The organism is Rhizobium sp. BK456, assembly GCF_014194045.1.
Taxonomy (GTDB): Bacteria; Pseudomonadota; Alphaproteobacteria; order Rhizobiales; family Rhizobiaceae; genus Rhizobium; species Rhizobium redzepovicii.
On record NZ_JACIAO010000007.1, the window covers coordinates 365818 to 391910 of the forward strand.

Genomic DNA, 26093 nt, shown 5'->3' on the forward strand with positions numbered 1-26093 from the left:
GTGTCCCGAAGGGTCGGATGGGGGGCCGCACGGCATGCCCGTCATTGTTGCCCTTTGCTTGCGCTCCGTGCATTCGCGGCAGTGCCGCTCACCCCCTCATCTGCCTGCCGGCATCTTCTCCCCGCTGGGGAGAAGGGGAATCGTGGGCAACGTCTCGCCATCCAGTATCCTCCGCTTCCTCCTTCTACCACACACCACAAGCCCGCCAAGCCCTCCTATCCCACTCAAACTTTTCCGCTAATCTCCCGCCATGAACATTCTGATTCTCGGTGCAACCGGCTTCATAGGCTCCGTCGTCGCGGCCCGGCTCGTCGCTGATGGGCATGCCGTGACCGGGCTCGGCCGCAACCCCATGCGTGCCCGCCCAAAGCAGCCGGCGATCGACTGGCGCCGGGCCGATCTCTCACATATGACGAAAGCGGACGACTGGGACGAGATCCTCAACGGCCAGCATGCCGTCGTCAATTGCGCCGGCGCCCTGCAGGACGGCCTCTCGGACAATCTGGCGGCCACGCAAGCCGAAGCTATGCTGGCGCTCTATGCCGCAGCCAAACGCGGGTCGCAGCCGCTAATCGTGCAGATATCGGCGAGGACGGCCGGCGCGGCGGGCGACCTGCCCTTCCTCGCCACCAAGCGCCGGGCCGACGAGGCGCTGGCGGCAAGCGGCCTGCCTTGCCTCATCCTGCGCCCTGCCCTCGTTCTCGGCCGCAATGCCCATGGCGGTTCGTCGCTGCTCAGGGCGTTTGCCGCCCTCCCCCTGGCGCTGCCGCTCGTCCATGCCGAAAGCCCGGTCGAAACGTTGTCGGTGGACGATGTGGCGGAAGCCGTGTCGCGGGCGGTTGCAGTCGGCCTCTGCGGTGATATCAATCTCGCAGCCGACGAGATCCTTACGCTTGCCGATCTCGTCAGCCTTCACCGGCAATGGCTGGGCCTCCCGCCCGCCCGCGTCTTTTCCCTTGCGCCGTGGCTTGCAAAGCCCGTCATGTGGCTTGCCGATGTCGCAGGGCTGCTCGGCTGGCGCTCGCCGCTGCGCTCGACGGCGATGACAGTCATGTCGGAGGGCATACGAAGCGTAAAGGGAGAAAGCGGCCTCGTCGCGACATCCGCTGCGGCAACCCTATCAGCCAATCCATCCGGCGTGCAGGATCTCTGGTTTGCCCGGCTCTACCTGCTGAAACCACTCGTCATATCGGGGCTCTCCGCCTTCTGGCTGCTCTCCGGCCTGATCCCGCTGCTGGCGTTGCAGAAGACATCCGCCCATTTCCTGCCGTTCATGCCGGAGTCCACGGCCACGGCGCTGACGCTTGCGACCTGCCTCATCGACGTGGCGCTGGGCGCTGCCGTGCTTGTCCGTCCGCTCGCCAAACGCGCTCTTCTCGGCATGCTCGCCGTCTCTTTCGCCTATCTCGCCGGCGCCAGCCTGCTCGAACCGACGCTCTGGCTCGACCCGCTCGGTCCCCTCGTAAAGGTGCTGCCGTCGATCTTACTGACGCTGACGGCCCTTGCCACCCTGGATGAACGCTGATGCTCGAGGAGTGGCTGCTGCTTGCCCACGTCATCGGCGCGACCGTGCTCTTCGGCACCGGCGCCGGCATCGCCTTCTTCATGGTGATGGCGCATCGCACGCGTAATCCCGTCCTAGTCGCCCATGTCGCCGGAACCGTCGTCATTGCCGATACGATTTTCACCGCAACTGCCGCCATTTTCCAGCCCGTAACCGGATATCTGCTGGCGCGGGCAATCGGCTGGGAGTTGTCGGAAGGCTGGATCGCGCTGTCGCTGCTGCTTTATATCGTCACCGGCCTGTTCTGGCTGCCGGTCGTCTGGATCCAGATCCGGCTGCGCGATCTCGCCCGTGTCGCAGCAAAGTCCGGAAGCGCATTGCCGCCGGCCTATTTCAGCCTCTACCGCATCTGGTTCGCCTGCGGCTTTCCGGCCTTCTTTGCCGTCATCGGCATTTTGTGGCTGATGCTGACGAAACCGTCGATCACCCTATTTTAACATCGGCCAGAGGCTCGCCACAAGAAGTACAGCCATGCTGATATTGAACCATTTCAGCCGCACCGGATCGGAAAGCCATTCCCTGAGCGCCGAGCCGAAGCCTGCCCAGGTCGAAACGCTCGGCACATTGACCGCCGCAAAGGCGAGGCCGACGAGAAGCACGCTGCCGAGATAGAGCTCGGGATTGGTATAGGTCGCCATCGCGGTGACCGCCATCACCCAGGCTTTCGGATTGACCCACTGAAAGGCCGCCGCCGAAAAGAAAGACATCGGCCTGACAGCGCTCTTGCCTTCACTGATCGATCGCGATGAGGCGATCTTCCAGGCGATCCAGACGAGATAGGCGCCGCCGGCAAATTTCAACGCCGAATAGACCACAGGAACGGTATGCAGCAAGGCGCCGAGCCCGAGGCCGACGCCGATCAGCAGCGAGAAGAAGCCGACACCGATGCCGAACATATGCGGTATCGTTCTGCGGAAGCCGAAATTCACGCCCGATGCGAAGAGCATCATATTGTTCGGCCCCGGCGTGATCGACGTCGTGAAGGCAAAGAGTACAAGGGCGAGAAACGTATCCAGCGGCATGCGACCTCCCGGGGCCGGCTTTCCCGCAGGCCGTTTATTTAGGTCAGCATAACTGCCCTAAATCGGCGATGCCATTACATCATTGTCATGGTGACAGGATTACTTGAAAGATGGCGGCGCGGCCCAATCTCTTTCCCAGGAAAAGACCCATGCAGGACGACCCAATTCCCTTCGTCAGATTTCCGAACGGCGCGGAAGTGCCGGCGCTCGGCCAGGGAACCTGGGCGATGGGCGAGGATGCCGGCCATGCCAGGGCCGAGATCGAAAGCCTCAAGGCCGGCATCGATCTGGGGATGACACTGATCGACACCGCCGAAATGTATGGCGACGGCGGCGCCGAGGAGATCGTCGCTCAGGCGATCAAGGGACGGCGCGACGAGGTTTTCATCGTCAGCAAGGTCTATCCCTGGAATGCCAGCCTGAAAGGCACAATCGAAGCCTGCGAGCACAGCCTGGAGCGGCTCGGCACCGACCGCATCGATCTTTATCTCCTGCACTGGCGCGGGAGCCATCCGCTGGCCGAGACCGTCGCGGCCTTCGAAATGCTGAAGGCCGCCGGAAAGATCGGCGCCTGGGGCGTCTCCAACTTCGACACCGGCGACATGGAGGAACTGCTAGCCGTGCCCGACGGTGCCAATGTCGCCGCCAATCAGGTGCTCTACAACCTCTCCCGCCGCGGCATCGAATTCGACCTCCTGCCCTGGTGCCAGAACCGCGGCATTCCGGTCATGGCCTATTCGCCGATCGAGCAGGGGCACATCCTGCATCATCCCGAGCTGATCCGCATCGCCAAGGCCTATCAGGCAACACCCGCCCAGTTGGCGCTCGCCTTCCTGCTGGAACGCGACGGCGTCATCGTCATCCCGAAAACGTCGAATGCCGCCCGCGCGGCTGAGAATCGCGACTGCGTCTCGCTTGAGATCACCGACGTGGATTGGCAGGCGCTCGACGCCGCCTTCCCGCCGCCGGCAAAGAAAAAGCCGCTGGAGATGCTCTGACCTCCAGCGGCTTTCAGCACTGTTGTGGTGCGTGCCCGGCTCACATGCCCTGCGCGCCGCGGTTCATCGCGGCGATGCCGGTGCGGCAGACCTCGATCAGGCCGAGCGGCTTCATGATCGCCACGAACTGGTCGATCTTGGACGACTTGCCGGTGATCTCAAGGATGAAGTGACCGACGGTCGCATCCACCACCTTGGCGTGGAAGGCATCGGCAAGGCGCAGCGTCTCCGCGCGCATCTCGCCCTCGCCGATCACTTTGACCAGCGCCACCTCGCGCTCGATCGGCCGGTCCTGGCCGAGTTCGCGGGCGCGCACAGTCAGATCGACGACGCGGTGCACCGGCACGATACGCTCGAGCTGCGCCTTGATCTGTTCCAGCACGTGCGGTGTGCCGCGTGTGACGATGGTGATGCGGGAAAGATGCGCCTGATGCTCGGTCTCGGAGACCGTCAGGCTCTCGATATTGTAGCCGCGACCGGAAAACAGGCCGATGACCCGGGCAAGAACGCCCGGTTCGTTGTCGACGAGAATGGAAAGCGTATGGCTTTCGATCGCCGCCGTTTCCGGCGAGATGAAGTAAGCGGAGCCCGTGGGCTGTAGGTGTGCGTTCATGGTCTTGAGTTTCCTCTTCCCTGCCGCATAACCCCGAAATCGGAAAGGATTATGCGCAATTAAAAATGTCAGACGAGCGCGCGGCCCTTGGCGTCGATCGCATTGGCGACCGCTTCGTCGGTGGCTTCATCAGGCAGCAGCATTTCATTATGCGCCTTGCCCGAGGGGATCATCGGGAAGCAGTTGGCGAGATTGGCAACTCGGCAATCGAAGATGACCGGTTTCCTGACCTCGATCATCTCGACAATGGCGTCGTCCAGCTCATCTGGCTTTTCGCAGCGCAGGCCGACGGCGCCGTAGGCTTCCGCCAGCTTGACGAAATCGGGCATCGCCTCCGTATAGGAGTTCGACAGCCGGTTGCCGTGCAACAACTGCTGCCACTGGCGCACCATGCCCATATACTGGTTGTTCATGATGAAGATCTTGATCGGTGCATCGTGCTGGATCGCCGCCGACATTTCCTGGATGCACATCTGGATCGAGGCATCGCCGGCAATGTCGATGACGAGGCTGTCGGGATGGGCGATCTGCACGCCGAGCGCGGCCGGCAGGCCGTAGCCCATCGTACCGAGGCCGCCCGAAGTCATCCAGCGGTTAGGCTGCTCGAAGCCGAAGAACTGCGCCGCCCACATCTGATGCTGACCGACTTCCGTGGTGATGTAGGTATCGCGGTCCTTGGTATGCGCATAGAGCCGCTCCAGCGCATATTGCGGCATGATGACATCGTTGCTCCTTGTGTAGGCGAAGGAGTTGCGCGCCCGCCAGCGGGCGATATCGGTCCACCAGTCTTCGAGACGGTTCTTCTCCGGCTTCTTCGGCAGCGCCCGCCACAAGCGGACCATATCTTCGAGGACATGACCGACATCACCGCGGATGCCGATATCGACCCGGACATTCTTGTTGATCGAAGAGGGATCGACATCGATATGGATCTTCTTCGAGTTCGGCGAAAAGGCGTTGAGGCGGCCAGTGATGCGGTCGTCGAAGCGAGCGCCGATGCAGACCATGACGTCGCAGTCGTGCATCGCCATGTTGGCCTCGTAGGAGCCGTGCATGCCGAGCATCTTCAGCCAGTTTTTGCCCGAAGCCGGATAGGCGCCGAGGCCCATCAGCGTCGAGGTGATCGGGAAATCGGTGAGCTCGACCAGTTCGCGCAGCAGCTTGGAAGCCTCGGGGCCGGAATTGATGACGCCGCCGCCGGAATAGATGATCGGACGACGCGCTGTCGCCATCAGCTCGATCGCCGCATGGATCTGGTTGAGGTCGCCCTGGATCTTCGGCTGATAGCTCTTCTGGATCGCGTAATCGGCGGGCGGCGTGTAGGTGCCGGTGGCAAACTGCACGTCTTTCGGAATATCGACGACGACCGGACCCGGACGGCCGGACTGGGCGATGCGGAAGGCCTCGTGAATAACAGCAGCGAGCTGGTTGACGTCCTTGACCAGCCAGTTGTGCTTGGTGCAGGGCCTGGTGATGCCGACCGTGTCGCATTCTTGGAAGGCGTCGGAGCCGATCAGCGGCGTCGGAACCTGACCGGTCAGGCAGACGAGCGGGATCGAATCCATCAGCGCGTCCTGCAGCGGCGTGACTGCATTGGTGGCGCCTGGACCCGAGGTGACCAGCATGACGCCGACCTTGCCGGTGGAGCGGGCATAACCCTCGGCCGCATGACCTGCCCCCTGCTCGTGGCGGACGAGGATGTGCTTGACCTCTTCCTGCTGGAAGATCTCGTCATAGATCGGCAGGACCGCGCCGCCGGGATAGCCGAAGATATGTTCGACGCCGTTGTCCTTCAGCGCCTTGAGAACGATCTCCGCTCCCGTCATCCGATTGCCTGCCGCCTGATTGTCCGTGCTCATCTGTCTGTTCCGTTTATGCTGGGATTTGCGTTTGTGGCCGGAAGCCCGAATTTCGGGCATAAAAAAAGGCCCCGGAGGAGCCTGTCATCTAGCGCATGGGTGGCTACCGCCGGATGGTTACACCATCCTGCCCATGCGCTTTCCCACCACGATAAGAGCCGTTGCGATTTTCATGGTCGGAAGTGATAGACAGAAAATTTCGCAGCGTCAACGCATGCCGCAATAAAAATCCATGCGCGCTCCTTTACCCTCTAAAAACCATGGTTTGAAGGATTTGTTAAAGGATGGACTTTATTATCAAGCCCCATTGCAGGGAGTAGCCCTTTGCTCAACAACGACTTGCGCGTGTCTGGCAAGGCAGGCGAGCACGATCGACGCGACGGCCATGCGCCGGGAAATCGCTTTCTCGGCCGCGTCGTTGCCTGCAGCGGCTCGCGGGCGACGATTGCCGCCGTCGCCGAAGAAGGCGGCACCGATCTGACCGAACTCTGGTCCGTCGGGCGGCTGATTTCGATCAGCGTCGGCCGCAACCGCGTCGTTGCCCTCGTCTATCAGATGAACACCGGCAGCCATGCCTGGGGCGAAGGCGAGGACAACAATTTCAAGATCGAAACCGAACTGCTCGGCGAAGTCCGTGTCGATGAGGACGGCCGCGAGGAATTCTCGACCGGCATTTCGCGTTATCCCTATCTCGGCGCTATCGCCCACCGCATCCGCGCCGCCGATTTGATGCGCATCTATGATGCCGGAGAAGGCACGACCGCCGTCATCGGCAAGCTGACCCAGGACGAAAGCATTGATGCGGCGATCCACATCCCATCGATGCTCTCCAAGCATTTCGCCGTTGTCGGCTCCACCGGCGTCGGCAAGTCGACCGCCGTGTCGCTGCTGCTGCATAAGGCGATCGCGGCGGATCCGAAACTGCGTGTTCTGATCCTCGATCCGCATAACGAATTCGCCGCCGCCTTTCCCAAGCACGCCGTCACAATCGATACCGATACGCTCGACCTGCCCTTCTGGCTGATGCGGCTGGAAGAATTTGCCGAAGTCGTCTTTCGCGGCCGCCCGCCGGTGCCGGAAGAGCTCGACATGCTGCGCGATATCCTGCCCGAGGCCAAGCGCGCGTTCCGCGGCAGCGACAACTCGTTGGTACGCCGCACGACGGAAAAGAGCTCGATCACCGCCGATACGCCGGTTCCCTACCGCATGGCCGACCTGCTGGCGCTGATCGACGAGCGCATCGGCCGCCTGGAAGGTCGCACCGAAAAGCCCTCCCTGCGTTCGCTGAAGATGCGCCTGATCGCTGCGATCAACGATCCGCGTTATCACTTCATGTTCTCCAACAACACGATCAGCGACACGATCACCGAGACCATTGCGCAGATCTTCCGCATTCCTGGCGAAAACCGGCCGATCTGTACCTTCCAGCTGGCCGGCATTCCCTCCGAGGTGGTCAATTCCGTCGCCTCAGTGCTCTGCCGCATGGCCTTCGAGGTGGCGCTCTGGAGCGACGGCGCCATCCACATGCTCGTCGTCTGCGAGGAAGCCCACCGTTACATCCCTTCCGATCCGACGCTCGGCTTCGTGCCAACGCGCCAGGCGATCGCCCGCATCGCCAAGGAAGGCCGCAAATATGGCGTCTCGCTGGGGATCATCACGCAGCGGCCGGGCGAACTCGATCAGACGATCCTGTCGCAGTGCTCGACGCTCTTTGCCATGCGCCTCGCCAACGACCGCGACCAGGAAATCATCCGCTCGGCGATCCCGAATTCGTCGATCTCGACGACGAGCTTCATCTCTTCGATCGGCAACGGCGAGGCGATTGCTTTCGGCGAGGCGATCAGCGTGCCGATGCGCATGCGCTTTTCCCGCGTCGACGAAAAACTGTTACCGAAGGCTGCCAGCGCCAACAGCAAGCACAGCGAGGAAGATCCGGATACGGTCGATCTGCGCAAGATCGTCACCCGCATGCGCGCAGTCACCGTTGGACCCGACATTTCGAATTTCCAACAGAGCTATGCGGCCTCAGCGGCAGCCCTCGACGAGGTTGATGCGGCCGACGAGGAAATCGACGCAAAGCCGTATACTCCGCCTGCCCCCTCGTCCGCGCCGCTCGAATCCTACCGGCGCGAACTGTTGCCGCAGACCCCACGGCTCGACCCCGCCGCGCCGCCGGCGACCGATCCCCGGCTGGACGCGCTCCGCCGCGAGATGCGCCGCGAGGAACCGGTCTTTCCGCGGCCGGCACCTCCGGCCGATCAGCCCGCGGTCACCCGCCGGGAGCCTGGCCCGTCGCTGCGTGAAAGCATTCTGAAAAAGCCGCTGAGCAGCCTTTACAACAAGGATTGACGCTCCAAAGCTGTGAGCGGCTCGGTAACGTCGAGCACACGCTGCCGCTCCGTCGGAGCGAGCGGCAAGAGCGGCCGCGGCAGCTCTGATTGGGCCGGCAAAACATGCTCGACCAGCGTATAGACCACACGGATGCTTCCGAATTCCTTGAACATCTTCCAAAGCGGCTCAAGCAGCCCATCGAGCTTGCGCGCCTCATTGCGGTCGCCTGCCATCGCCGCCTTGGTCAGGGCAAGGGCCGTGCGAGGCAGCAAGCCGCCGACGACGCTGTACCAGGCATCGGCGCCTGAGAGCAGCGCTTCGGCCCCGCCCCAATCGCCGCTATAGCCGATCGCGAGATCGGTCTTCCCGCGCAATGCCGCAAGTTCCCCCCGCACATCGCCGTCGGCCGGCAGAGGCATCTTCACCGCCCGGATCGCCTCGATGTCGGAAAGGCGCTGCAGAAGCTCACGGCTGAAGGTGAAGTGGGTGGTGCCAGGATTATTGTAGATGCAGAGCGGCAGCGGCGCCGCTTTGGTGACCGCGAGGAAGTGCTGGTAGGCTTCTTCCTGGGTCAGCGGCGTATAGGATACGGGCGCCAGCAGAAGCGCATCCGCGCCGGCCGCCTCGGCATTCCTGGCCAGGCCCTGGGCGTGGTCCGTCCGGAGAGCCCCGACGCCGACGACGATGGGAACACGTCCTTTAACGCATTCGACCGCCGCCTTGACGGCACGCAGCCGCTCCTCGCGGGTGAGGTAGGCATAGATGCCGGTGCTGCCGAGAAGGCCGATGGAGGTGACGCCGGCGTCACACAGAGGCTCGAGAAGGCGGCAGAGGGCTTCCGTGTCCACCCGGCCATTGATGTCGGCGGGCGTTAGCGGAAAGGCCGAAAGGCCATGAAACGGAGACACTGAAGACATGATGCGATCCTGAAAAAGCGGTCAGTGGGAGAACAGCAGGCGCGATCCGGCACCCGCAAAGAACACGGCGAGGCTTCCCTCGATCCAGCGGCGCGCCCGCGCATAGCCGCGCACCATCGGCGCCGTCGAGAACAGCAGCGCATAACCGGAAAATATCGCGATCCCGAGGAGCACGCAGCCGCCGAACGCGGTGACGGCCATCTCGGGCGAAGCGCCAGGCTTGAGGCCGAGCGACATGATCGCCACCCAGGCCAGAACCGCCTTCGGGTTTCCGAGATGCATCAGAATACCGCGGCGATACAGTGCTCCGAGTTGCGCGGCGGGCCGGACGACCACGCTTGCCGATCTATCCGGGGCAGCCGCCGAGCGAGCCGCCCTCCAGGCGAGCCAAAGGAGGTAAAGCCCACCTATGACCTTGAGGATGAGCAGACCATGAGCATAGCGGACAAGGAGCGTCGAAATGCCCGTGACCGCGATCAGTCCCCAGCACGTGGACATCGTAATGACCCCGGCGGCAAGCGCCAAAGCCGGTCGCCGCCCTTGGCTCATCGCCACGTTCATGATCGCCATATTGCTGGGGCCGGGACTGCCGGCCGCGATGACATAGGCGATATAGACGACGAGGAGATCCTGCATTTCCATTTTCCGGAAGCATCCAATTCGCTTCCTTCTCCGCGAAAATTGGTCCATCTTGAAGCGCCATTTTCAAGAATATTCATGGACCACTTTACAATGCCCAAGCGGCGCAGCACCATCGAAATCCCGTCGCTCAACGCGATCGACCGAACGGTCAATGTCGGCCGCCACCTGGCCCAAGCTCTGCGGAGCGCAATCTCGCGCGGCGAACTGAGGCCCGGTGAGCGCCTCCCTTCGACGCGTTCCCTCGCGGTTTCCTTGAAGATCGCCCGCGGCACCGTCGTCGACGTATTCGATCAGCTGACCGCTGAGGGCTATCTCGAAGCGAAGATCGGCGCCGGAACCCGGGTCGCCGCCGCTCTGACAGATACGACAACAACACCCCTGCCCGCACCGGCGATGCCGTCGGGAGCGGATGCCATCGACCTGCCTTCCCCGGCGGTGCGGCTCATCGCCATAGCCCGCGCGCTCACCCCTCACCCGCCCATTCCCTTTGCCATCGCCGTCCCTGCTGCCGGCATCGCGCCCGACGACAACTGGCGCCGGCTCGGCAATCGCGTACGCACGTCGAAACAGGCAGCTCCCGCGAGCTATCAAGATCCGATGGGCCTGTTGGAGCTGCGGGTCGCCATTGCCGAACACGTCCGACGCGCGCGGGCCGTTCGCTGCGAGCCGGAACAGGTCATCATCACGTCGGGCACCCAGCAAGGCCTCTATATGGCGGGCCGGGTCCTGCTGTCGCGCGACGATCCGGTCTGGGCCGAGGACCCGGCCTATCCGGGGCTGACGGCGGTGCTCGACGATCTCGGCGTCAAGACGCACCGCATCCCGGTCGACGCACAGGGAATGAACGTCGAACGCGGCCTCGAACTCTGCCCGCAAGCGCGCGCCGCCTTCGTCACACCCTCACATCAATATCCGGTCGGCATGCCGCTCAGCATGGCGCGGCGCAATGCCTTGATCGCCTGGGCCGATCGGAACCGCGCCTGGATCGTCGAGGACGATTATGACAGCGAGCTGCGTTATGCCGGACATCCGTTCCCCTCGATGCAAGGCTTGCGTCCCTTCCGCGTCGTCTATCTCGGCACCTTCAGCAAGGTGCTCTTTCCATCACTGCGCCTCGGCTACGTCATCGCACCTCCTCCGCTCGCAGAAGCCTTTGCCGGCGCCCGCGCCATTCTCGACCGGCACTCGCCGACCGCAGAACAGCACGTTCTGGCCGCCTACATGAGGGAGGGTTATTTCGAAGCGCATATCCGCCGCATTCGCGGCCTCTATGCCGAACGCCGCGCAGTCCTGCTCGCAACGCTCGAGCGGGCCTTGCCGGACGGCTGCCGCATTCAGCCGAGTGATCAGGGCATGCACATTCTTCTATGGCTGCCCGAGGGGACCGACGACGTAAAGCTCGCAGCCCGTGCCCTGTCGGCCGGCCTCGCGGTTCGCGCGATCTCCCCGATGTATGCCGCGCAGGCGGCGCCCCCCGGCCTGATGCTGGGCTTCGGTGGATTTCTGCCGGAGCACTTACAGGCGGCGGTTGGCAAACTCGTCAAATTGCTGGAGCTGCAGATCTTCGGAGTGGAAGTCCAACGCTGAGCCTAGGCCGTCAGCCGTTCCCAGCTGTCGTCCATCTGGTTGCGGAACCATGTCATTTGCCGCTTGGCATATTGCCGCGTCGCCGCAGCACCCTTCTCCAGCACCTCGTCACGGGTCATCCCGCCCTTCAGCATCGCCGCGATCTGCGAGACTCCGATCGCCTTCATCACAGGCGCCTCGGCCGGCAGGTCGAGCGCAAGCAGCGCCCTCACCTCGCCTTCCGCACCTTGGTCCAGCATCTTTTCGAAACGCCCGTTGATGCGCTGATGCAGCACCGCTCGGTCCGGCAGCACGACGATCTTGCGAGCCTGGGCGGCGTCGATCACCACCGGTCCCGACCGGCCCTGGAAATCGGCGATCGACCGTCCCGTCGCCTTGAACACTTCAAGCGCCCGGACGATGCGCTGCCCGTCCTGGCGGTTGAAACTGGCCGCCATGGCGGGATCAGCCTCAGCGAGTTCGGCATGAAGCCCTTCCGGCCCCTCCTCCAGCAGCCGCGCCCGCAACTCCTCCCGTAACGCCTCCGGTATCTCGGGCATATCGGAGAGCCCACCGGTCAGCGCCTTGAAATAAAGCCCGGTACCGCCGACGAAGACCGGCAGCCGGCCGGCGGCCCTGAGCGCCGGCAGCAGCGCCGAGACATCGCGCAGCCAGGTGCCGGTGGAATAGCCGGCGCCTGCCGGAACATGGCCGTAGAGATGATGCGGCACACCCTGCATTTCCTCTTTCGACGGGCGCGCGGTCAGCACCCGCAGCGTGTCGTAGACCTGCATGCTGTCGGCGTTGACGACCGCGCCGTCATGGCGCTTTGCCAGTTCGACGGCGAGCGCGGACTTGCCGCTGGCGGTCGGCCCGGTTATCAGGATCGCGTTCACTGTGCTCAGAAGGTTTTCCATCATGGCTCTCGTTGCCACGCTTGTTGCCAATCCGTCAAATCCCGTGCTGACACCCAAGATCGCCGAACGGGCGGCCGAAGCGGTGAACGCTTCCGGCCTCTACTGGCTGGCAGACGGCATCGCTTGCGACATCGCACTGCGTGACGGCACGGATGCGCCCGCGGCCGAGGCCGATATTCTTGCCGTCATATCCGGCGCGCCGATCGACCTCGTCATCCAGGAGCAGGAGAGCCGTCGCAAGAAACTGCTGATCGCCGACATGGATTCGACGATGATCGGCCAGGAATGCATCGATGAACTTGCCGCCGAAGTCGGCCTGAAGGAGAAGGTCGCCGCGATCACCGCCCGCGCCATGAACGGCGAGATCGCCTTCGAGCCCGCTTTGCGTGAACGCGTCGCCCTCTTGAAGGGCCTGCCGATATCGGTGGTCGACGAAGTGATCGCCAAGCGCATTACGCTGACGCCGGGCGGGCCGGAATTGATCGCCACCATGAAATCGAAAGGCCATTACACCGCCCTCGTCTCCGGCGGCTTCACCGTCTTCACCAGCCGCATAGCCGCCACCCTCGGCTTCGATGAGAACCGCGCCAACATGCTGCTCGAAGACGGCGGCATCCTCTCCGGCTTCGTCGCCGAACCGATCCTCGGCAAGCAGGCGAAGGTCGATGCGCTGAACGAAATTTCGGCTCAGCTCGGCATTTCGCCTGACGATGCGATCGCCGTCGGCGACGGCGCCAACGACCTCGGCATGCTGCACGTCGCCGGTGCCGGCGTCGCCCTCCACGCCAAGCCCGCCGTCGCCGCCGAGGCGCAGATGCGCATCAACCACGGTGACCTGACGGCGCTGCTCTACATCCAGGGGTATCGGAAGACGGATTTTGTAACGGGTTGAATGTTTAACTCACCATCTCCGAACGGTTGCTAAACCAAACACGGTCACAATCCGACGAGTCGGCATAAAAATTGGCGCGACGCTTACCCCAATCTCCTCATCCCTGTGCTCGTCACAGGGATGCAGCGCGCCCAAGTCCTTGGGCGCGGGACACCTCTTGCCTTCAAGAGCCTCATTCACCGCGCAGACGCGCGATGGCTAGATTCCTGTGACAAGCACAGGAATGACGGAGGAGAGGTTGTGCGAGAACAGAAAATGCGGCGGCTGACCGCGCCTTTCGCCTACTCCATCGGCACCGCCACAAACCGCAGATCGCCATTCGCCGATGCGATCATCAACTGGGCGTTGCGGCGGCCTTCCTGCTTCAGCGACTTCACCTTGGCGGCGACCGCGTCCGGCGACTTCATGAACTCCTGCGCCACTTCGACGATCACATCGCCGGGCTTCAGCCCTTTTTCGGCCGAGGCGGAGCCGGGCGTCACCTCGGTCACGACGACACCGTCGACGCTCTCGGCAATGCCGAAAGCCTTGCGCGTCTCGGCGCTCAAAAGCGACAGCGACAGGCCAAGCACGTTCTTCGGCGTTGATGCATCCGGTGACACCTGGCCCTGGTGTTGGTCCGGCGTGGGCGCGCCTGGTGTCGGCTGGGCCTGATCGCCGGAATCCGGCTCGTCCATATCATTGTTCTCGCCGGGATCCGGGGTGATAACGCCGTCATCCTGCGAACCGTCCGGCGCCGCGTCGCCGGATGCTGCCGCCTGATCGCTGTCTTCGAGCCGGCCGAGCTTCACCTTCACGGTCTGCTCCTTGCCGTCGCGCAGCACCACCACGTCGACTTCCTTGCCGACCGAGCTTTCCGCCACGACGCGCGGCAGATCGCGCATTTCGCCGACGGTCTTGCCGTCGAATTTCAAAATGACGTCGCCCGCCTTGATCGAACCGTCGTCGACAGGCCCACCCTTGATGACGCCGGCGACCAGCGCGCCCTTGGCGGTGTCAAGCCCGAGGCTGTCGGCGATATCGTCGGTCACCGGCTGGATGCGCACGCCGAGCCAGCCGCGCCGCGTCTCACCATATTCGCGCAATTGGTCGACGACGCCGGAGGCAAGCTCGGAGGGTACCGAGAAGCCGATGCCGATCGAGCCGCCGCTCGGCGAAATGATCGCCGTGTTGATACCGATCACCTCACCCTTCATGTTGAAGAGCGGCCCGCCGGAATTGCCCTTGTTGATCGCGGCATCCGTCTGGATGAAATTGTCGTAAGGGCCGGCATTGATGTTGCGGCCGCGCCCGGAAATGATGCCGACCGTCACCGAACCGCCGAAGCCGAACGGATTGCCGATCGCCATCACCCAGTCGCCGATGCGCATCGTGCTGGAATCGCCGAATTTCACCGATTTCAGCGGCGCCTTCGGCTCGACTTTCAGCACCGAAAGATCGGTCTTCGTATCCGTGCCGATCAGCTTTGCCTTGAGCTTCGAACCATTGGCGAAATTGATCTCGATATCGTCGGCGCCCTCGATTACATGGTTGTTGGTGACGATATAGCCGGCCGGATCGATGACGAAGCCGGAGCCGAGCGAGCTGACATTGTGGTTCGGGCCATTGTTGCCCTGCTTCTTGTCGAAGAAGTCGTTGAAGAACTCCTGGAACGGCGAGCCGTCGGGCGCACGCGGCGCCGGGCCGACGCCCTCATCGTCCTTGACGTTCTGCGAGGTCGAGATGTTGACCACGGCGTCAAGCAGTCCCTCGGCCAGATCGGCGACCGAAGCCGGACCGTTGTTCGGGGCTGCGGCCTGAATTTGCGGCGCCTGCTGCGGTGCAACCGTTGCGGGCGGCGTGGGTGCAGGAGCAGCCGTTTCCGGGGTAGCCGGAGCGGGTGTAACAACTCCGGGCGCCGTCGTCTGCGGCGCGGTTTGCGCATAGGCGACCCCGTTGATGCCAGCATGCGCAAGAATTGCAGCGCTGGCCATAAGCGCGAGCGTTCGTCTGAAGGGCGAGCGATTCGTGGGGGCCATCAAGCTTCCTCATAAGGGGTAAATGCGCACATTGAGCACCAGCATAAGGCGGAATGATGGAGGGCGAAATCACCTTTTCGCGAAATCCCCGTGCAATATGACGGGCCCTCGCAAAAGCCTGATTATCTCGACCTTTCCACGAAAAAAGGGCCGGCACCCGGGCCGGCCCTTTCAGGATTGTCAGGATGCGAATGGCATCCCTCGGTATCAGTTCGCCGGCTGGGCGGGTGCTGCCGGAGCAGCCGCGCCGGGAATTGCCGGAGCCGGGTTTGTCGGCGCTTTCAGGGTGCCGGCGGCGTTGTCGAAATAGCGGAAGAATTCCGTATTCGGCGACAACACCAGCGTCGTGTCCTGCGATGAAAGCGCTGAAGAGTAGGCGGCCATCGAGCGATAGAACTCGAAGAAAGCCGGATCCTTGCTGAAAGCGTCGGCGAAGACACGGTTGCGTTCCGCATCGCCCTGACCGCGCAGGATTTCCGCATCGCGCTGGGCGCCCGCGGTGAACTCGACGACCTGGCGATCGGCGACAGCCCGGCGGCGCTGACCTTCTTCATTGCCCTCCGCGCGGATGCGCTCGGCTTCGGCCAGGCGTTCCGAACGCATGGCGTTGTAGGTGTTGGGCGCAACCTCGGGAGAAAGGTCGGTGCGGCGAATGCGAACGTCGTCGATATGCAGACCGAGATTTTCGGCATCCGTGCGCAGGTCGTCTCGGATTTCCAGCATCATCGCGACACGCTCTTCCGAGAGCGCGGCATTGTAGTCGCGCAGGCCGTAGACGCGGCGAAGCGATGAATCGAGCTGCGCCCTCAGCCGCGCTTCCGCGGCCTCGCGGTCACCCGAGACCGTTTCGCGGAAGCGGCGAACATCCGAGATGTTATAGATCACGAAGGCATCGACGTCGAAAGTCTGGCCGTCCTGAACCTGAACGCGGATATTGTCGAGATCGAGCCTCAGCGCCTGCTTTTCCACAAGCTGGACGCGGTCGGCATCCATGAAGCCGAAGGGCAGCTTGAAATAGATGCCGGGTTCGGTCTTGACCGACTGGATCTGGCCGAAGCGGACGACGATCGCCTGCTCGCGGGCATTCACCACGAAAATCGACGAATAGAGGCCGACCAGCACGATGGCGAGGATGAGGAGAATGATGGGAAGTCTGTTCGATGTCATGGTTCAACCTCCCTGCTGCGCCGGCTTGCCGAGCTCATTGAGCGGCAGATAGGGCAGCACGCCCTGCTTCTCGTCGATGATGACCTTCTTCGAGTTCTTCAGCACCTGCTCCATCGTTTCGATGAACAGCCGTTTGCGGGTTACTTCGGGCGCCTTCGAATATTCGTCGTTGATCGCGGTGAAGCGCTGCGCCTCGCCTTCGGCCTCCTTAACGACACGGTTCTTGTAGGCGGCTGCATCTTCACGGATTCGTGCCGCATCGCCTCGCGCCTGACCGAGCTTCTGGTTCGTGTAGCGGTTGGCATCTTCGATCGTGCTGTCGCGGTCTCGGCCGGCACGCTGCACTTCTTCGAAGGCATCGGCGACTTCGCGCGGCGGCGCCACGTTCTGGATCGTCACACCGGTCACGGTCACGCCGGCGCCATACCGGTTCATCGTATCCTGCACGATATTGAGCACATCCACTTCGATCGGCTGGCGATTGCTGCGGAAGGCGTCCTGCGCCGGACGACGCCCGACGATTTCGCGCATGGCGCTGTCGGAAACCTGCTGCAGGGTCTCTGCCGGATTTTCGACGTTGAACAGATAGGCCTTCGGATCGCTGACCGTGTAGAAGACCGCGAACTGCACGTTGATGACGCTCTTGTCGCTCGACAGCATCAGCCCGTTCGAAGACGATGCAGAGGTCGCTCCGATATTCAGCTGTTGCACGGTCACCTTGACGGTCTCGACGGATTCCAGCGGCCAGAGATGGAAATGCAGGCCGGGCATCGAAATCTCGTCCTTCGGCTTGCCGAACCGCAGCTCGACGCCGCGTTCGTCCGGCTGCACCACGTAGACGCACTGGATCAGCCAGAAAATGGCGACGACCGCCGCGACGATCACCGCCACGCCGCCGTTGAAACCGCCGGGAACGATGTTGCGCAGCTGGTCCTGGCCGCGCCGGATGATATCTTCCAGATCGGGCGGTCCGCCCTTGCCGCTGCCACCGCCCCGCGGGCGGTTCGGCCCTTGGCCCCATGGTCCCTGATTATTACCGCCGCCGCCGCCCCAAGGGCCGCCGCCGCCATTCTGATTGCTCCAGGGCATCAAAACCTCGTTGTTCGTTAAGTCTTCCACGCATCCGGAACCGTGGGGGCTGACCGGCGGATGCGTTGGGACCGTTATAAGTATCGCCGCATCGGCTTTCAACGCAACGTGAGAAACTTGGTCAATTTAATTGGAAAATAGTTCATTTTCAGGCGTGTCGGCGCTCGTAGACGACGAAGCGCGTGGGGTGACTGTCCTTGTCGCCTACCGGCACCGCTATAGACTCCCCTGCCCGCCAGATGTCGGGATCGATCGCGGGGAACGAGGCGTCTCCGTCGAGATCGGCTTCGACATGGGTGATGCACATCCGGTCGGCAAGGCCGATCGCCTGGGCATAGATCTGCCCGCCGCCGATGATGCAGATCTCGTCGATGCTCTTTTCGCGTGCCAGCCTTTCGGCCGCCGTCATCGCCTCCGTCAGCGAATGCGCCATGGAAACATCGGGATGGTCTATCGCCGCCTGCCTGGAGATGACGACGTTCGGCCGCCCCGGCAGCGGCTTGCCGATTGAATCATATGTCTTGCGGCCCATCACGACAGGCTTGCCCAATGTCAGCGCCTTGAAGCGCTTGAGATCGCTCGACAGCCGCCAGGGCATGTCGCCGTCGCGCCCGATGATGCCGTTGCGGGCAACGGCGGCAATAATGGTCCTGCGGATATCGGCCATGGAATGTCTCGGATCAGACGGCGATCGGCGCCTTGATGCTGGCATCGGCCTCGTAGCCGATCAGCTCGAAATCGTCGAAGGTAAAGCTGAAGATGTCTTTCACATCGGGATTGATGCGCATGAAGGGAAGCGGCTTCGGCTGGCGCGCCAGCTGCAGCTTCGCCTGGTCGAAATGGTTGTGGTAGAGATGGGCGTCGCCCAGAGTGTGCACGAAATCGCCAGGCTTCAGCCCGGTGACCTCCGCCACCATCATCGTCAAAAGCGCATAGGAGGCGATGTTGAACGGCACGCCGAGGAAGATGTCGGCCGAGCGCTGATAGAGCTGGCAGGAGAGCTTGCCATCGGCCACGTAGAACTGGAACAGGCAATGGCAGGGCGGCAGCGCCATCTGGTCGACCTCGGCCGGATTCCAGGCAGAGACGATATGGCGGCGCGAATTCGGATTGTCGACGATGCCTTTGACGAGATTGGCGATCTGATCGATATGGCCGCCGTCCGGTGCCGGCCAGGAGCGCCACTGGGAGCCGTAGACCGGCCCGAGATCGCCGTTTTCGTCGGCCCACTCATCCCAGATCGAAACGCCGTTCTCCTTGAGATAGCCGATATTTGTCTCGCCCTTCAGGAACCATAAAAGCTCGTGGATGATCGAGCGCAGATGCAGCTTCTTTGTCGTCGTGACGGGAAAGCCTTCCTGCAGGTCGAAGCGCATCTGGTAGCCGAAGACCGAGCGCGTGCCGGTGCCGGTGCGGTCGCCCCGGTCGGAGCCCTTTTCCATCACATGGTTGAGGAGATCGAGATATTGCTTCATGGCGCGCTGATTCCGTTTGGCTTAATTTAGGCTCCCGGCAGAAGGAAACCAATCGCCGGCGGGCATTTTCCCAATGTTTCTGATGGGTCGCATAACGCTTTTATGACGTTGGCCCCTTCCTTGGGCAGCGGAAACCCCTATACCACCCATGCTGGCTTTCGGCCGGCTATGGCGATAACCGAGCGGTGTAATAAACCTATTGGACCCGGGGGCGTTATAGCAACAACCCTTGCCATTTAGTCGATGACTCTTCGCTTCAAGCTCTGCTCTGCTCCTCGCCATCAACCTTGGGAGGGAGTTTCCCTCCCTGAAACGCCCCATTCCGATACCGCAGGGCGACCGTCAGCATCGTGAACGACCTCTAACGGGCATCGGCCTGTTACGGCGCGCGCGGGACTTGCCTGCCAGGTCGCCGGACCCTCGCGAACGCGCCGACGACAACGATGCGATCGTGCATTTATCAACGAAGAAGCAGTAACCGACATCAAAATCAACGCCTCCTCCTGCTAGGCCTATGGCATTCACGCATCTCAATTCGGCACCGAATGAAGCTCATGTATCGGAGTCTTATTCAACGAATAACGGTCGATTTTGAAGTATTGAGCCATTTTTCTGAGTCAGAATAAGGTAGCCGACGAACCTTCTTGTTCGAGTGCAAGCTATTGAAAATATTGCACCTTATCCGTCGATTGCTGAAGCGCTCGCGTTCGAGAATGCGGCAGCACTCGACCGGGTTCATTTCGGTCAGTTTGATGGTGATGGCCTCCTCTGCCTATCCAAGGTCCGATTGTACCTGTTCATCAGCAAGCCGCTTTGACCAAACGCAATGCGAAGGTCGACTCCAGATGCATCATGGCGAAGAAATAATCACAGGAGGCCAGTATGAGACCGCAATTCCATCTTCCTTTGTCGACCTATCCCGACGTGAGTTCCTTCACCATCGTTGACAACGCAATCGACCTCGCCCGCCAGATTGGCGCCGACCTCTTCGCGAGCATCCCGCAGGTACGGGTCCCGCCAATCCACCAGCCATTCCCCACCATGATCGATGTCGACCTCTGGCGCGGGCAAGCGGAGGGATACAGCCGGGACAGCGGTGCTTCGCTTCGAGGACATATTGCAGACGCAGCCTCGGAGAGCGGTGTCGACATACGCATTCATGGCTTCGACGCCAGGGAGCCGTTCATCTTCGAATGCTTCACGAAAATCGCCAGGAGCAATGACCTGTCGATAGTGGAGGCTTCGGAACTCTCTCGCCAGTTCTCGGAGACGCTGCTGTTCGAGAGCGGGCGTCCGTTGCTCCTTTTTCCCGCCACCAGCGTCTTTGGTCGCATCGATACCATTGCGATCGCCTGGGACGGCAGCGCGACCGCGGCGCGGGCAATCTGCTGCGCACGGATATTCGCCGAACAAGCAACGAAAATACAGGTCATCTCGGTGACCGACGACAAGCAGATCGACAAAGCGAACCGCTCCATCCTAATGTCCTCGTTAAAGCGCTCCGGGCTCGAGGTGGAGGACGTACCTGTTCAAGCCAAGGGGGAGTCTCCGGCTGCCGCGCTTCAGGCGGCAGCGCTCGAACGGAAGGCGGATCTTCTCGTGGCGGGCGGATTTGGCCACTCCAGGATTCGCGAATTCATCCTCGGCGGCGTTACTCGAGAACTTCTTTGCAAGGCCGAGATGCCGGTCCTTCTCGCTCATTAAAGGGCACGGAGGACGTTGAGGATCACCGCTACGTCGATGCCCTCCTGAAGAGGGGCGCCACCGACTGGCGGGAAATATCCGGCCCCCGCGAACCCACCGCGACGAGCGAGAGGCCGATGCCCGTATAGACGCTCTGCGACGTGATCCTCGGGACCAGGGCAGCAGCCGTCAGAGAAATGGCAGCGAGTACAGACAATCGCCTAACGAAGGCAACAGCCGGAACAACGGCCCCATCACCCTTCCAGGATGCGAAGCCACCTCCTCCGGGTTAGCCCTGCCGAATGGATGGGTTAATGAGGTCTCGGTTTGGCGATCGTGTTGAGCGATCATCAATGCCGTCGTCTCCTGGTTCCTGATGACATCCTTCTCCGTTCCGAAGTCGCATCCGTCTTTGATCGCGATCAATAACGAGCCGCGATATAGGCATTGGACGCGAATTCCCGTCAATCTTGAGTTCACCAGTGTTATGCAGTCACATTCGTTGGGAGAAGAACGCGTACCAGCCGCCGCATCCGTTCCGAATCCACCGTCAATCAGGCGACGTGCCTGGCCAGCGCGCAGCGCGACCAGAGCGAATGCAGCGCCTCGACCAGATGGGCGATATCGGCATCGGAATGCAGCGGCGTCGGCGTGATGCGCAGCCGCTCGGTCTTCTTCGGCACGGTGGGATAGTTGATCGGCTGGACATAGACGCCGCAATTGTCGAGCAGCAGATCGGAGATCCACTTGCACTTGGCGGCATCGCCGACCAGCACCGGCACGATATGGCTTGGATTGGGCACATGCGGAATGCCGCTCTGATCGAGCAGCATCCGGAGCTTGCGCACCCGGTCCTGATGGCGGGCCCGCTCGAACTGGCTGACCTTCAGGTGCTGAATCGAAGCGACGGCGCCGGCGGCAAGCGCCGGCGGCAGCGCCGTGGTGAAGATGAAGCCGGACGCGAAGGAACGGATGAAGTCGCAAAGCGCTGCCGAAGCGGCGATATAGCCGCCCATCACCCCGAAGGCCTTGCCGAGCGTGCCTTCGATGACGGTCAGCCGGTCCATCAGCCCTTCGCGCTCGGCAATGCCGCCGCCGCGCGGGCCGTACATGCCGACCGCATGCACTTCGTCGAGATAGGTCATCGCGCCGTATTTGTCGGCGAGGTCGCAGATTTCCTTGATCGGGGCGATATCGCCGTCCATCGAATAGACGCTCTCGAAGGCGATCAGCTTCGGCGCCTTCGGATCGGCGGCTTTGAGCTTGGCTTCGAGATCGGCGACGTCATTGTGCTTCCAGATCACCTTGTCGCACTTGGCGTAACGGATGCCTTCGATCATCGAGGCATGGTTCAGCGCGTCGGAGAAGATGATCAGGCCGGGGATCCCGGCGCCGAGCGTGCCGAGGGCTGCCCAGTTGGAGACATAGCCCGAGGTGAAGATCAGCGCTGATTCCTTGGCGTGCAGATCGGCAAGCTCACGCTCGAGCATGACGTGGTAGTGGTTGGTGCCAGAAATATTCCGGGTGCCTCCCGCACCCGCGCCACAGTGGTCGATGGCGTTTTTCATCGCCTCGATCACCTTCGGGTTCTGGCCCATGCCGAGATAGTCGTTGGAGCACCAGACCGTGACTTCCTTTTCGCCATCGGCGGTATGGCGCGTTGCGCGCGGAAAATTGCCGCGGTGACGCTCGAGATCGGCAAAAACGCGGTAACGGCCCTCGGCATGAAGCCCGTCCAACTCGTTTTTGAAAAACGCTTCCAAATCCATCATCTGCTCCTGATTTGCGCCATCGATACATCGACCCGTCGAAGCCGTATTTGACGTTGGTCAAAATACCTGCAATCGCTCCGCCAGCCGAATGCACGGGCACACCGTACGGGCCGAAACCTCTGTCCTCGCCCGAAATATCGCGCCGTTGTTGATCCACATCAATTGTCGAATGGACACGTAACGTTAAGAACGGCGCATGAGCCCCCTTTCACCTTTGGCCGATGCTGCCGCCACGCTCGCGCAACCCACGAGATTTTTGGAACTCGCCGAGCGAGCGCTTCCCTACCTTCTGTGCCTTACAACGATCAGCTTCGCAGCAGGCCTGTATCTCAGCTTTTCTTCCGACGTCGATTATCAACAAGGCGAGACCGTCCGTATAATGTACGTGCATGTGCCTGCAGCCTGGATGGCAATGCTCTGCTACACGATGATGACGGCAAATGCGATCGGCTCCCTCGTCTGGAAGCACCCTTTGGCAGACGTTTCCGCACGGGTCGCGGCGCCACTTGGAGCAGCCTTCACATTCGTGGCCCTGGTGACTGGGGCCATCTGGGGCAAGCCCATGTGGGGGACCTGGTGGGTATGGGATGCCCGGCTGACATCAATGTTCATCCTGTTCATCATGTATCTCGGCATCCTGACAATCAACCAGTCGATCGATGAACCCATCCGCGCCGCCCGCGTCACGGCCGTGTTGATCATCGTCGGGTTCGTCAATATTCCCATCATCAAGTTTTCCGTGGACTGGTGGAACACGCTTCACCAGCCCGCCAGCGTGTTGAGACTGGGTGGAACCACGTTGGATGTCGAATTCCTGTGTCCGCTCCTGGTCATGAGTTTTGCCTTCGGCACACTGTTTGCGACCCTCTATGTCGCGTCGATCAGAAACGAGATCTGGCGAAGGAAGCTGATCTCCTACCAGAGGCTCGCGGCAAGGGCCGCAGTTCACAGGGAACACCAGGATGGACCATGAATATTATGTGACCGCAGCCTATGCGTTGACGTTTTCAGTCATGACGATAGTGGCGCTGAAGGTGCTGTTTGCGGGGCGAGGCTATCGCCGACAGTTCGCCGCCATCTCAGCCGTCCGTCGACGGCAGCGTCGCGAAGGCGAATGAGATGCGGCGCTACGCGCTCGCCGGTGTCCCTCTCTTCGTCTTCCTTGGACTGGCCTTGGCCGTTGGAAACACGCTGTACCGGGAAGCGTCGGACGGATATTCGCCGGCGGCGCTTCCTTCGGCGCTGATCGGACTTCGGCATCCGTCCGTCAATCTTCCTCCGCTCGCCGGCCTCGGGAAGCCGGGCCTCACCGACACCGGTCTGGCAGGAAGTGTGGTCGTCGTGAATATATTCGCCTCCTGGTGCATTCCCTGCCGACAGGAACATCCGACCTTGATGAAGCTTGCCCAAGACAGGCGGGTCAGGCTTGTAGGCATCAACTACAAGGACGACCCGCAGCAATCATTGGCCTTCCTTCGTGACAATGGAAATCCGTTCGCGGCGGTTGGGACCGATCCTGATGGACGGAACTCCATGGACTGGGGCGTCTACGGTGTTCCCGAAACCTTCGTGATCGACCCGTCCGGCCGGATCGTCGCCAAGCACGTGGGTCCACTCGACGAGAGCAGTCTCGCAAACGAGATTGCGCCGGCCATCGCCGGCGCCGTGACCTCAAAATGAGATTGGTTCCGCGACAGTCGTTCGAAGTGTTTGACGCCGGTCAAAGAGACGAGCTGCGGCTTCCCCTAAGATCCTCTGGCGAGTCGGGGGTGTCCCGTGTCAAGCGAGGAACTTGGCAGAGGCTTGCCCGGCACGAGGGCGCGACGCCGGGCAAGCCTCCTCGCTGACAGGAGGCCAGTCGGCTGCTTCTGCAAGCCAGAAAGATGTTCTTCGCCGATTACTGACGCTCCGGCATTGCGTAGCGCTTGCCTTTGAACCGGCCCCGCACTGCCTCATCACCTATCAACCTCTCGGCGACACCGAACAGCTAACCGCCGTGAGCTGTCCCTGTGGGCGCACGCCTCTGTTGTCGCGAGCGGCAGGAGCAATTCATGTGGTCGTGGCACGTCAGTTTGAGGACGAGATGCACGAAGCGCGGAAAATTAAGCCACGGTGACCGGCGGCCGGAAACCTTAGGTGCCGGTACGGCAATCGATAAGATTTGCGGACAATGCGCTGGCGTTGCAAAGTGGTTCTTCGATACTCGCAGGTCCGCCGGACTCGATCCCTAACTTAGATCAGTGTTGGGGAGCGGGGTCACTCGCAACCGATCTCGGTAGCCACCGGCCCCGAGGCTTTCCACCAGGATCCGGATTGCTTTGCGCTTAAGTTCCGATTCCACCTGCCCATCCAGCGTTACCTGTCCGTCCTTGACGGACACCTGGACCTTCTGCGGCGTCAGCCCCAGATCGGATCGCAGACGCGTGCGAACGGCCATCCGGACGGATTCGTCTTCTCGCGGGAGCGCGGTCGTCGGCGCATCCAGGATGATGCCCAGAATGTCCCTGCGACTAACAATTCCCACCAGACGCCCGTCCTCGACGATCGGCAACCGCTTGATCCGGTGTGCCTGGAGACTTTCTGCAATGTCGGAAACCTCGCTGTCAGGAGTCGCCACAATAACGTCCGGGGACATGACATCGGCGACCGACCAGCCATTGGTGCAAATGTAGCGCTCGAGGTCGATCTCAGAAATGATCTCGCCGGCCCGAGACGACCGAGTGGTGGCGCGGATTTCCCTCCGCAATAACAGGTCGCCTTCCGTGAGCATGCCGCAGACGCGGCCATCGTCATCGACGACCGGAAGTCCGCTGACATTGGCCTGCATCATGACGGAAACCGCGTGGCGCACGCTGACCGTGGGGCGGATCGAAACCACGCTGGTGGTCATTATGTCTTTTGCCTGCATGGCGCTGCCTCGCATCGGAGTGTATTCCGATGAAGATAACGTCAGGTCGAGGCTTCCGCGTTGATCTCCGTCAAACAGCACGGTCTCATTCGAGAAGCCGGGCGAGTTTATCATCCTCATCCGCGGTCAATTTACTTCCTGTCGGCTTGCCTGACCGCCTGCGGGCAAAGACCAGCAGTGACAGTCCGCCGGCGAGCACGAGCAGCGCCGGGGCGCCCCAGAGCAGGCCGGTCTTCATGCTGAACCGCGGCTTCAGCAGCACGAATTCGCCGTAGCGCGAGACGATATAGTTCAGCACCGCCTCGTCACTGTCGCCGTCGGTGATGCGCTCGCGCACCAGCAGGCGCAGATCCTTGGCGAGATCGGCATTGGAATCGTCGATCGACTGGTTCTGGCAGACCATGCAGCGCAGTTCCGCCGAAAGGGCGCGAGCGCGCGCTTCCAGTGCCGGGTCGGCCAGCACCTCGTCAGGATTGACGGCGAAGGCCGGCGCGGCCAACAGCATCAAGACGAAAGCCAGGAGGAGACGCCGCATCATTCCGCCGGCTCCATTGCAGGCTCTACAGGCTTTGCCGCCTTCGCCTTCCTGCGCGGGGCGCCGACGCGCAGGCGCCGGTCGCTGAGGGAGACGAGGCCGCCGACAGCCATGACAAGCGCTCC

The 26093-nt window shown here is 62.1% G+C and carries 24 protein-coding genes and 1 pseudogene; 10 read left to right on the forward strand and 15 right to left on the reverse strand.

The window, feature by feature from the left end; all coding sequences use genetic code 11:
* The first annotated feature begins 250 nt into the window (after window positions 1-250).
* Both FHX03_RS21565 and FHX03_RS21570 read left to right on the forward strand, forming a co-directional pair.
* Entirely contained in the window at window positions 251-1525 is a 1275-nt protein-coding gene (locus FHX03_RS21565; RefSeq protein WP_183855351.1) for an SDR family oxidoreductase, read from the forward strand.
* On the forward strand, window positions 1525-2001 hold the full coding sequence (locus FHX03_RS21570; protein WP_097629314.1) for a DUF2269 family protein: 477 nt from the start codon (window positions 1525-1527) through the stop codon (window positions 1999-2001). Before FHX03_RS21565 ends, FHX03_RS21570 begins: the two co-directional genes overlap by 1 nt.
* On the opposite strand, the gene FHX03_RS21575 is transcribed toward FHX03_RS21570, so the two are convergent.
* On the reverse strand, window positions 1993-2586 hold the full coding sequence (locus FHX03_RS21575) for a LysE family translocator (RefSeq protein WP_097629313.1): 594 nt from the start codon (window positions 2584-2586) through the stop codon (window positions 1993-1995). The two genes, FHX03_RS21570 and FHX03_RS21575, sit on opposite strands and share 9 nt — an antisense overlap.
* A 149-nt stretch (window positions 2587-2735) precedes the next feature.
* On the opposite strand from FHX03_RS21575, the gene FHX03_RS21580 reads away from it, so the two are divergent.
* Entirely contained in the window at window positions 2736-3584 is an 849-nt protein-coding gene (locus tag FHX03_RS21580) for an aldo/keto reductase (RefSeq protein WP_097629312.1), read from the forward strand.
* 40 nt (window positions 3585-3624) lie between these two features.
* Here the strand turns inward: FHX03_RS21580 and ilvN are convergent, their stop codons facing one another.
* Together ilvN and FHX03_RS21590 are read right to left on the reverse strand one after the other, a co-directional pair.
* A complete protein-coding gene (gene ilvN / locus FHX03_RS21585; RefSeq protein ID WP_097629311.1) occupies window positions 3625-4197 on the reverse strand; it encodes an acetolactate synthase small subunit in 573 nt (190 codons plus the stop codon).
* Window positions 4198-4265: 68 nt separating this feature from the next.
* Window positions 4266-6056, reverse strand: coding sequence for an acetolactate synthase 3 large subunit (locus FHX03_RS21590; RefSeq protein ID WP_097629310.1), 1791 nt, complete (start codon window positions 6054-6056; stop codon window positions 4266-4268).
* Window positions 6057-6380: 324 nt separating this feature from the next.
* Here FHX03_RS21590 and FHX03_RS21595 point away from each other — a divergent pair, with 324 nt between their 5' ends.
* Window positions 6381-8405 carry an ATP-binding protein gene (locus FHX03_RS21595; RefSeq protein ID WP_183855353.1) on the forward strand — a complete coding sequence of 675 codons (2025 nt, stop codon included), beginning with the start codon at window positions 6381-6383 and terminating at the stop codon, window positions 8403-8405.
* Here the strand turns inward: FHX03_RS21595 and FHX03_RS21600 are convergent.
* The gene (locus FHX03_RS21600; RefSeq protein ID WP_183855355.1) at window positions 8390-9304 is read right to left on the reverse strand and encodes a dihydrodipicolinate synthase family protein; all 915 of its coding nucleotides are present in this window, start codon (window positions 9302-9304) and stop codon (window positions 8390-8392) included. The genes FHX03_RS21595 and FHX03_RS21600 overlap by 16 nt on opposite strands.
* A 21-nt stretch (window positions 9305-9325) precedes the next feature.
* The gene (locus FHX03_RS21605) at window positions 9326-9940 is read right to left on the reverse strand and encodes a LysE family translocator (RefSeq protein WP_183855357.1); all 615 of its coding nucleotides are present in this window, start codon (window positions 9938-9940) and stop codon (window positions 9326-9328) included.
* Window positions 9941-10036: 96 nt separating this feature from the next.
* On the opposite strand from FHX03_RS21605, the gene FHX03_RS21610 reads away from it, so the two are divergent.
* Complete coding sequence (locus FHX03_RS21610; RefSeq protein ID WP_183855389.1) at window positions 10037-11533, forward strand: PLP-dependent aminotransferase family protein; 1497 nt, start codon at window positions 10037-10039, stop codon at window positions 11531-11533.
* A gap of 2 nt (window positions 11534-11535) precedes the next feature.
* On the opposite strand, the gene miaA is transcribed toward FHX03_RS21610, so the two are convergent.
* Window positions 11536-12432, reverse strand: a complete 897-nt coding sequence (gene miaA / locus FHX03_RS21615; protein WP_179867183.1) for a tRNA (adenosine(37)-N6)-dimethylallyltransferase MiaA — start codon at window positions 12430-12432, stop codon at window positions 11536-11538.
* Between miaA and serB the strand changes: the two genes are divergently transcribed.
* The gene (gene serB, locus FHX03_RS21620; protein WP_097629304.1) at window positions 12431-13321 is read left to right on the forward strand and encodes a phosphoserine phosphatase SerB; all 891 of its coding nucleotides are present in this window, start codon (window positions 12431-12433) and stop codon (window positions 13319-13321) included. The two genes, miaA and serB, sit on opposite strands and share 2 nt — an antisense overlap.
* Before the next feature lie 281 nt (window positions 13322-13602).
* On the opposite strand, the gene FHX03_RS21625 is transcribed toward serB, so the two are convergent.
* The 5 genes from FHX03_RS21625 to FHX03_RS21645 form a co-directional block, all read right to left on the reverse strand.
* Entirely contained in the window at window positions 13603-15339 is a 1737-nt protein-coding gene (locus FHX03_RS21625) for a Do family serine endopeptidase (protein WP_097629302.1), read from the reverse strand.
* Window positions 15340-15546: 207 nt separating this feature from the next.
* Complete coding sequence (hflC, locus tag FHX03_RS21630; RefSeq protein ID WP_183855359.1) at window positions 15547-16506, reverse strand: protease modulator HflC; 960 nt, start codon at window positions 16504-16506, stop codon at window positions 15547-15549.
* A 3-nt stretch (window positions 16507-16509) separates the two neighbouring features.
* The gene (hflK, locus tag FHX03_RS21635) at window positions 16510-17595 is read right to left on the reverse strand and encodes an FtsH protease activity modulator HflK (RefSeq protein ID WP_097629300.1); all 1086 of its coding nucleotides are present in this window, start codon (window positions 17593-17595) and stop codon (window positions 16510-16512) included.
* A 148-nt stretch (window positions 17596-17743) separates the two neighbouring features.
* Window positions 17744-18262: a dihydrofolate reductase gene (locus tag FHX03_RS21640; protein WP_183855361.1), complete on the reverse strand. Its 519-nt coding sequence runs from the start codon at window positions 18260-18262 to the stop codon at window positions 17744-17746.
* 13 nt (window positions 18263-18275) lie between these two features.
* On the reverse strand, window positions 18276-19070 hold the full coding sequence (locus FHX03_RS21645) for a thymidylate synthase (protein WP_097629298.1): 795 nt from the start codon (window positions 19068-19070) through the stop codon (window positions 18276-18278).
* 882 nt (window positions 19071-19952) lie between these two features.
* Between FHX03_RS21645 and FHX03_RS21650 the strand changes: the two genes are divergently transcribed.
* Window positions 19953-20774, forward strand: a complete 822-nt coding sequence (locus tag FHX03_RS21650) for a universal stress protein (protein WP_183855363.1) — start codon at window positions 19953-19955, stop codon at window positions 20772-20774.
* Here FHX03_RS21650 and FHX03_RS35105 read toward each other — a convergent pair.
* Window positions 20771-21104 (reverse strand): annotated as a pseudogene (locus FHX03_RS35105) (hypothetical protein). The gene FHX03_RS21650 and the pseudogene FHX03_RS35105 sit on opposite strands and share 4 nt — an antisense overlap.
* Before the next feature lie 203 nt (window positions 21105-21307).
* Window positions 21308-22522 (reverse strand): 5-aminolevulinate synthase, encoded by a 1215-nt coding sequence (hemA, locus tag FHX03_RS21655; RefSeq protein WP_183855364.1) that lies wholly within the window; start codon window positions 22520-22522, stop codon window positions 21308-21310.
* Window positions 22523-22721: 199 nt separating this feature from the next.
* Here hemA and FHX03_RS21660 point away from each other — a divergent pair, with 199 nt between their 5' ends.
* Genes FHX03_RS21660 through FHX03_RS21670 form a run of 3 tightly spaced genes read left to right on the forward strand, consistent with a single transcriptional unit; the run spans window position 22722 to window position 24205 of the window.
* Window positions 22722-23498, forward strand: coding sequence for a heme ABC transporter permease (locus FHX03_RS21660; RefSeq protein WP_183855366.1), 777 nt, complete (start codon window positions 22722-22724; stop codon window positions 23496-23498).
* Window positions 23488-23643 carry a heme exporter protein CcmD gene (locus FHX03_RS21665; protein ID WP_097630109.1) on the forward strand — a complete coding sequence of 52 codons (156 nt, stop codon included), beginning with the start codon at window positions 23488-23490 and terminating at the stop codon, window positions 23641-23643. The genes FHX03_RS21660 and FHX03_RS21665 overlap by 11 nt, the downstream gene beginning before the upstream one ends.
* A 1-nt stretch (window position 23644) precedes the next feature.
* Window positions 23645-24205 carry a DsbE family thiol:disulfide interchange protein gene (locus FHX03_RS21670; RefSeq protein WP_183855368.1) on the forward strand — a complete coding sequence of 187 codons (561 nt, stop codon included), beginning with the start codon at window positions 23645-23647 and terminating at the stop codon, window positions 24203-24205.
* A gap of 547 nt (window positions 24206-24752) precedes the next feature.
* Here FHX03_RS21670 and FHX03_RS21675 read toward each other — a convergent pair.
* Entirely contained in the window at window positions 24753-25433 is a 681-nt protein-coding gene (locus FHX03_RS21675) for a CBS domain-containing protein (protein WP_097630111.1), read from the reverse strand.
* Between the two features lie 85 nt (window positions 25434-25518).
* Window positions 25519-25971, reverse strand: a complete 453-nt coding sequence (locus FHX03_RS21680) for a cytochrome c-type biogenesis protein CcmH (protein WP_183855370.1) — start codon at window positions 25969-25971, stop codon at window positions 25519-25521.
* Window positions 25972-26093: the final 122 nt, after the last annotated feature.

Coding starts and splice junctions, on each gene's coding strand:
- FHX03_RS21565 (WP_183855351.1), top strand. CDS start 251: ATGAACATTCTGATTCTCGGTGCAACCGGCTTCATAGGCTCCGTCGTC.
- FHX03_RS21570 (WP_097629314.1), top strand. CDS start 1,525: ATGCTCGAGGAGTGGCTGCTGCTTGCCCACGTCATCGGCGCGACCGTG.
- FHX03_RS21575 (WP_097629313.1), bottom strand. CDS start 2,586: ATGCCGCTGGATACGTTTCTCGCCCTTGTACTCTTTGCCTTCACGACG.
- FHX03_RS21580 (WP_097629312.1), top strand. CDS start 2,736: ATGCAGGACGACCCAATTCCCTTCGTCAGATTTCCGAACGGCGCGGAA.
- ilvN (WP_097629311.1), bottom strand. CDS start 4,197: ATGAACGCACACCTACAGCCCACGGGCTCCGCTTACTTCATCTCGCCG.
- FHX03_RS21590 (WP_097629310.1), bottom strand. CDS start 6,056: ATGAGCACGGACAATCAGGCGGCAGGCAATCGGATGACGGGAGCGGAG.
- FHX03_RS21600 (WP_183855355.1), bottom strand. CDS start 9,304: ATGTCTTCAGTGTCTCCGTTTCATGGCCTTTCGGCCTTTCCGCTAACG.
- FHX03_RS21605 (WP_183855357.1), bottom strand. CDS start 9,940: ATGCAGGATCTCCTCGTCGTCTATATCGCCTATGTCATCGCGGCCGGC.
- FHX03_RS21610 (WP_183855389.1), top strand. CDS start 10,037: ATGCCCAAGCGGCGCAGCACCATCGAAATCCCGTCGCTCAACGCGATC.
- serB (WP_097629304.1), top strand. CDS start 12,431: ATGGCTCTCGTTGCCACGCTTGTTGCCAATCCGTCAAATCCCGTGCTG.
- miaA (WP_179867183.1), bottom strand. CDS start 12,432: ATGATGGAAAACCTTCTGAGCACAGTGAACGCGATCCTGATAACCGGG.
- FHX03_RS21625 (WP_097629302.1), bottom strand. CDS start 15,339: ATGGCCCCCACGAATCGCTCGCCCTTCAGACGAACGCTCGCGCTTATG.
- hflC (WP_183855359.1), bottom strand. CDS start 16,506: ATGACATCGAACAGACTTCCCATCATTCTCCTCATCCTCGCCATCGTG.
- hflK (WP_097629300.1), bottom strand. CDS start 17,595: ATGCCCTGGAGCAATCAGAATGGCGGCGGCGGCCCTTGGGGCGGCGGC.
- FHX03_RS21640 (WP_183855361.1), bottom strand. CDS start 18,262: ATGGCCGATATCCGCAGGACCATTATTGCCGCCGTTGCCCGCAACGGC.
- FHX03_RS21645 (WP_097629298.1), bottom strand. CDS start 19,070: ATGAAGCAATATCTCGATCTCCTCAACCATGTGATGGAAAAGGGCTCC.
- FHX03_RS21650 (WP_183855363.1), top strand. CDS start 19,953: ATGAGACCGCAATTCCATCTTCCTTTGTCGACCTATCCCGACGTGAGT.
- hemA (WP_183855364.1), bottom strand. CDS start 22,522: ATGGATTTGGAAGCGTTTTTCAAAAACGAGTTGGACGGGCTTCATGCC.
- FHX03_RS21660 (WP_183855366.1), top strand. CDS start 22,722: ATGAGCCCCCTTTCACCTTTGGCCGATGCTGCCGCCACGCTCGCGCAA.
- FHX03_RS21665 (WP_097630109.1), top strand. CDS start 23,488: ATGGACCATGAATATTATGTGACCGCAGCCTATGCGTTGACGTTTTCA.
- FHX03_RS21670 (WP_183855368.1), top strand. CDS start 23,645: ATGCGGCGCTACGCGCTCGCCGGTGTCCCTCTCTTCGTCTTCCTTGGA.
- FHX03_RS21675 (WP_097630111.1), bottom strand. CDS start 25,433: ATGCAGGCAAAAGACATAATGACCACCAGCGTGGTTTCGATCCGCCCC.
- FHX03_RS21680 (WP_183855370.1), bottom strand. CDS start 25,971: ATGATGCGGCGTCTCCTCCTGGCTTTCGTCTTGATGCTGTTGGCCGCG.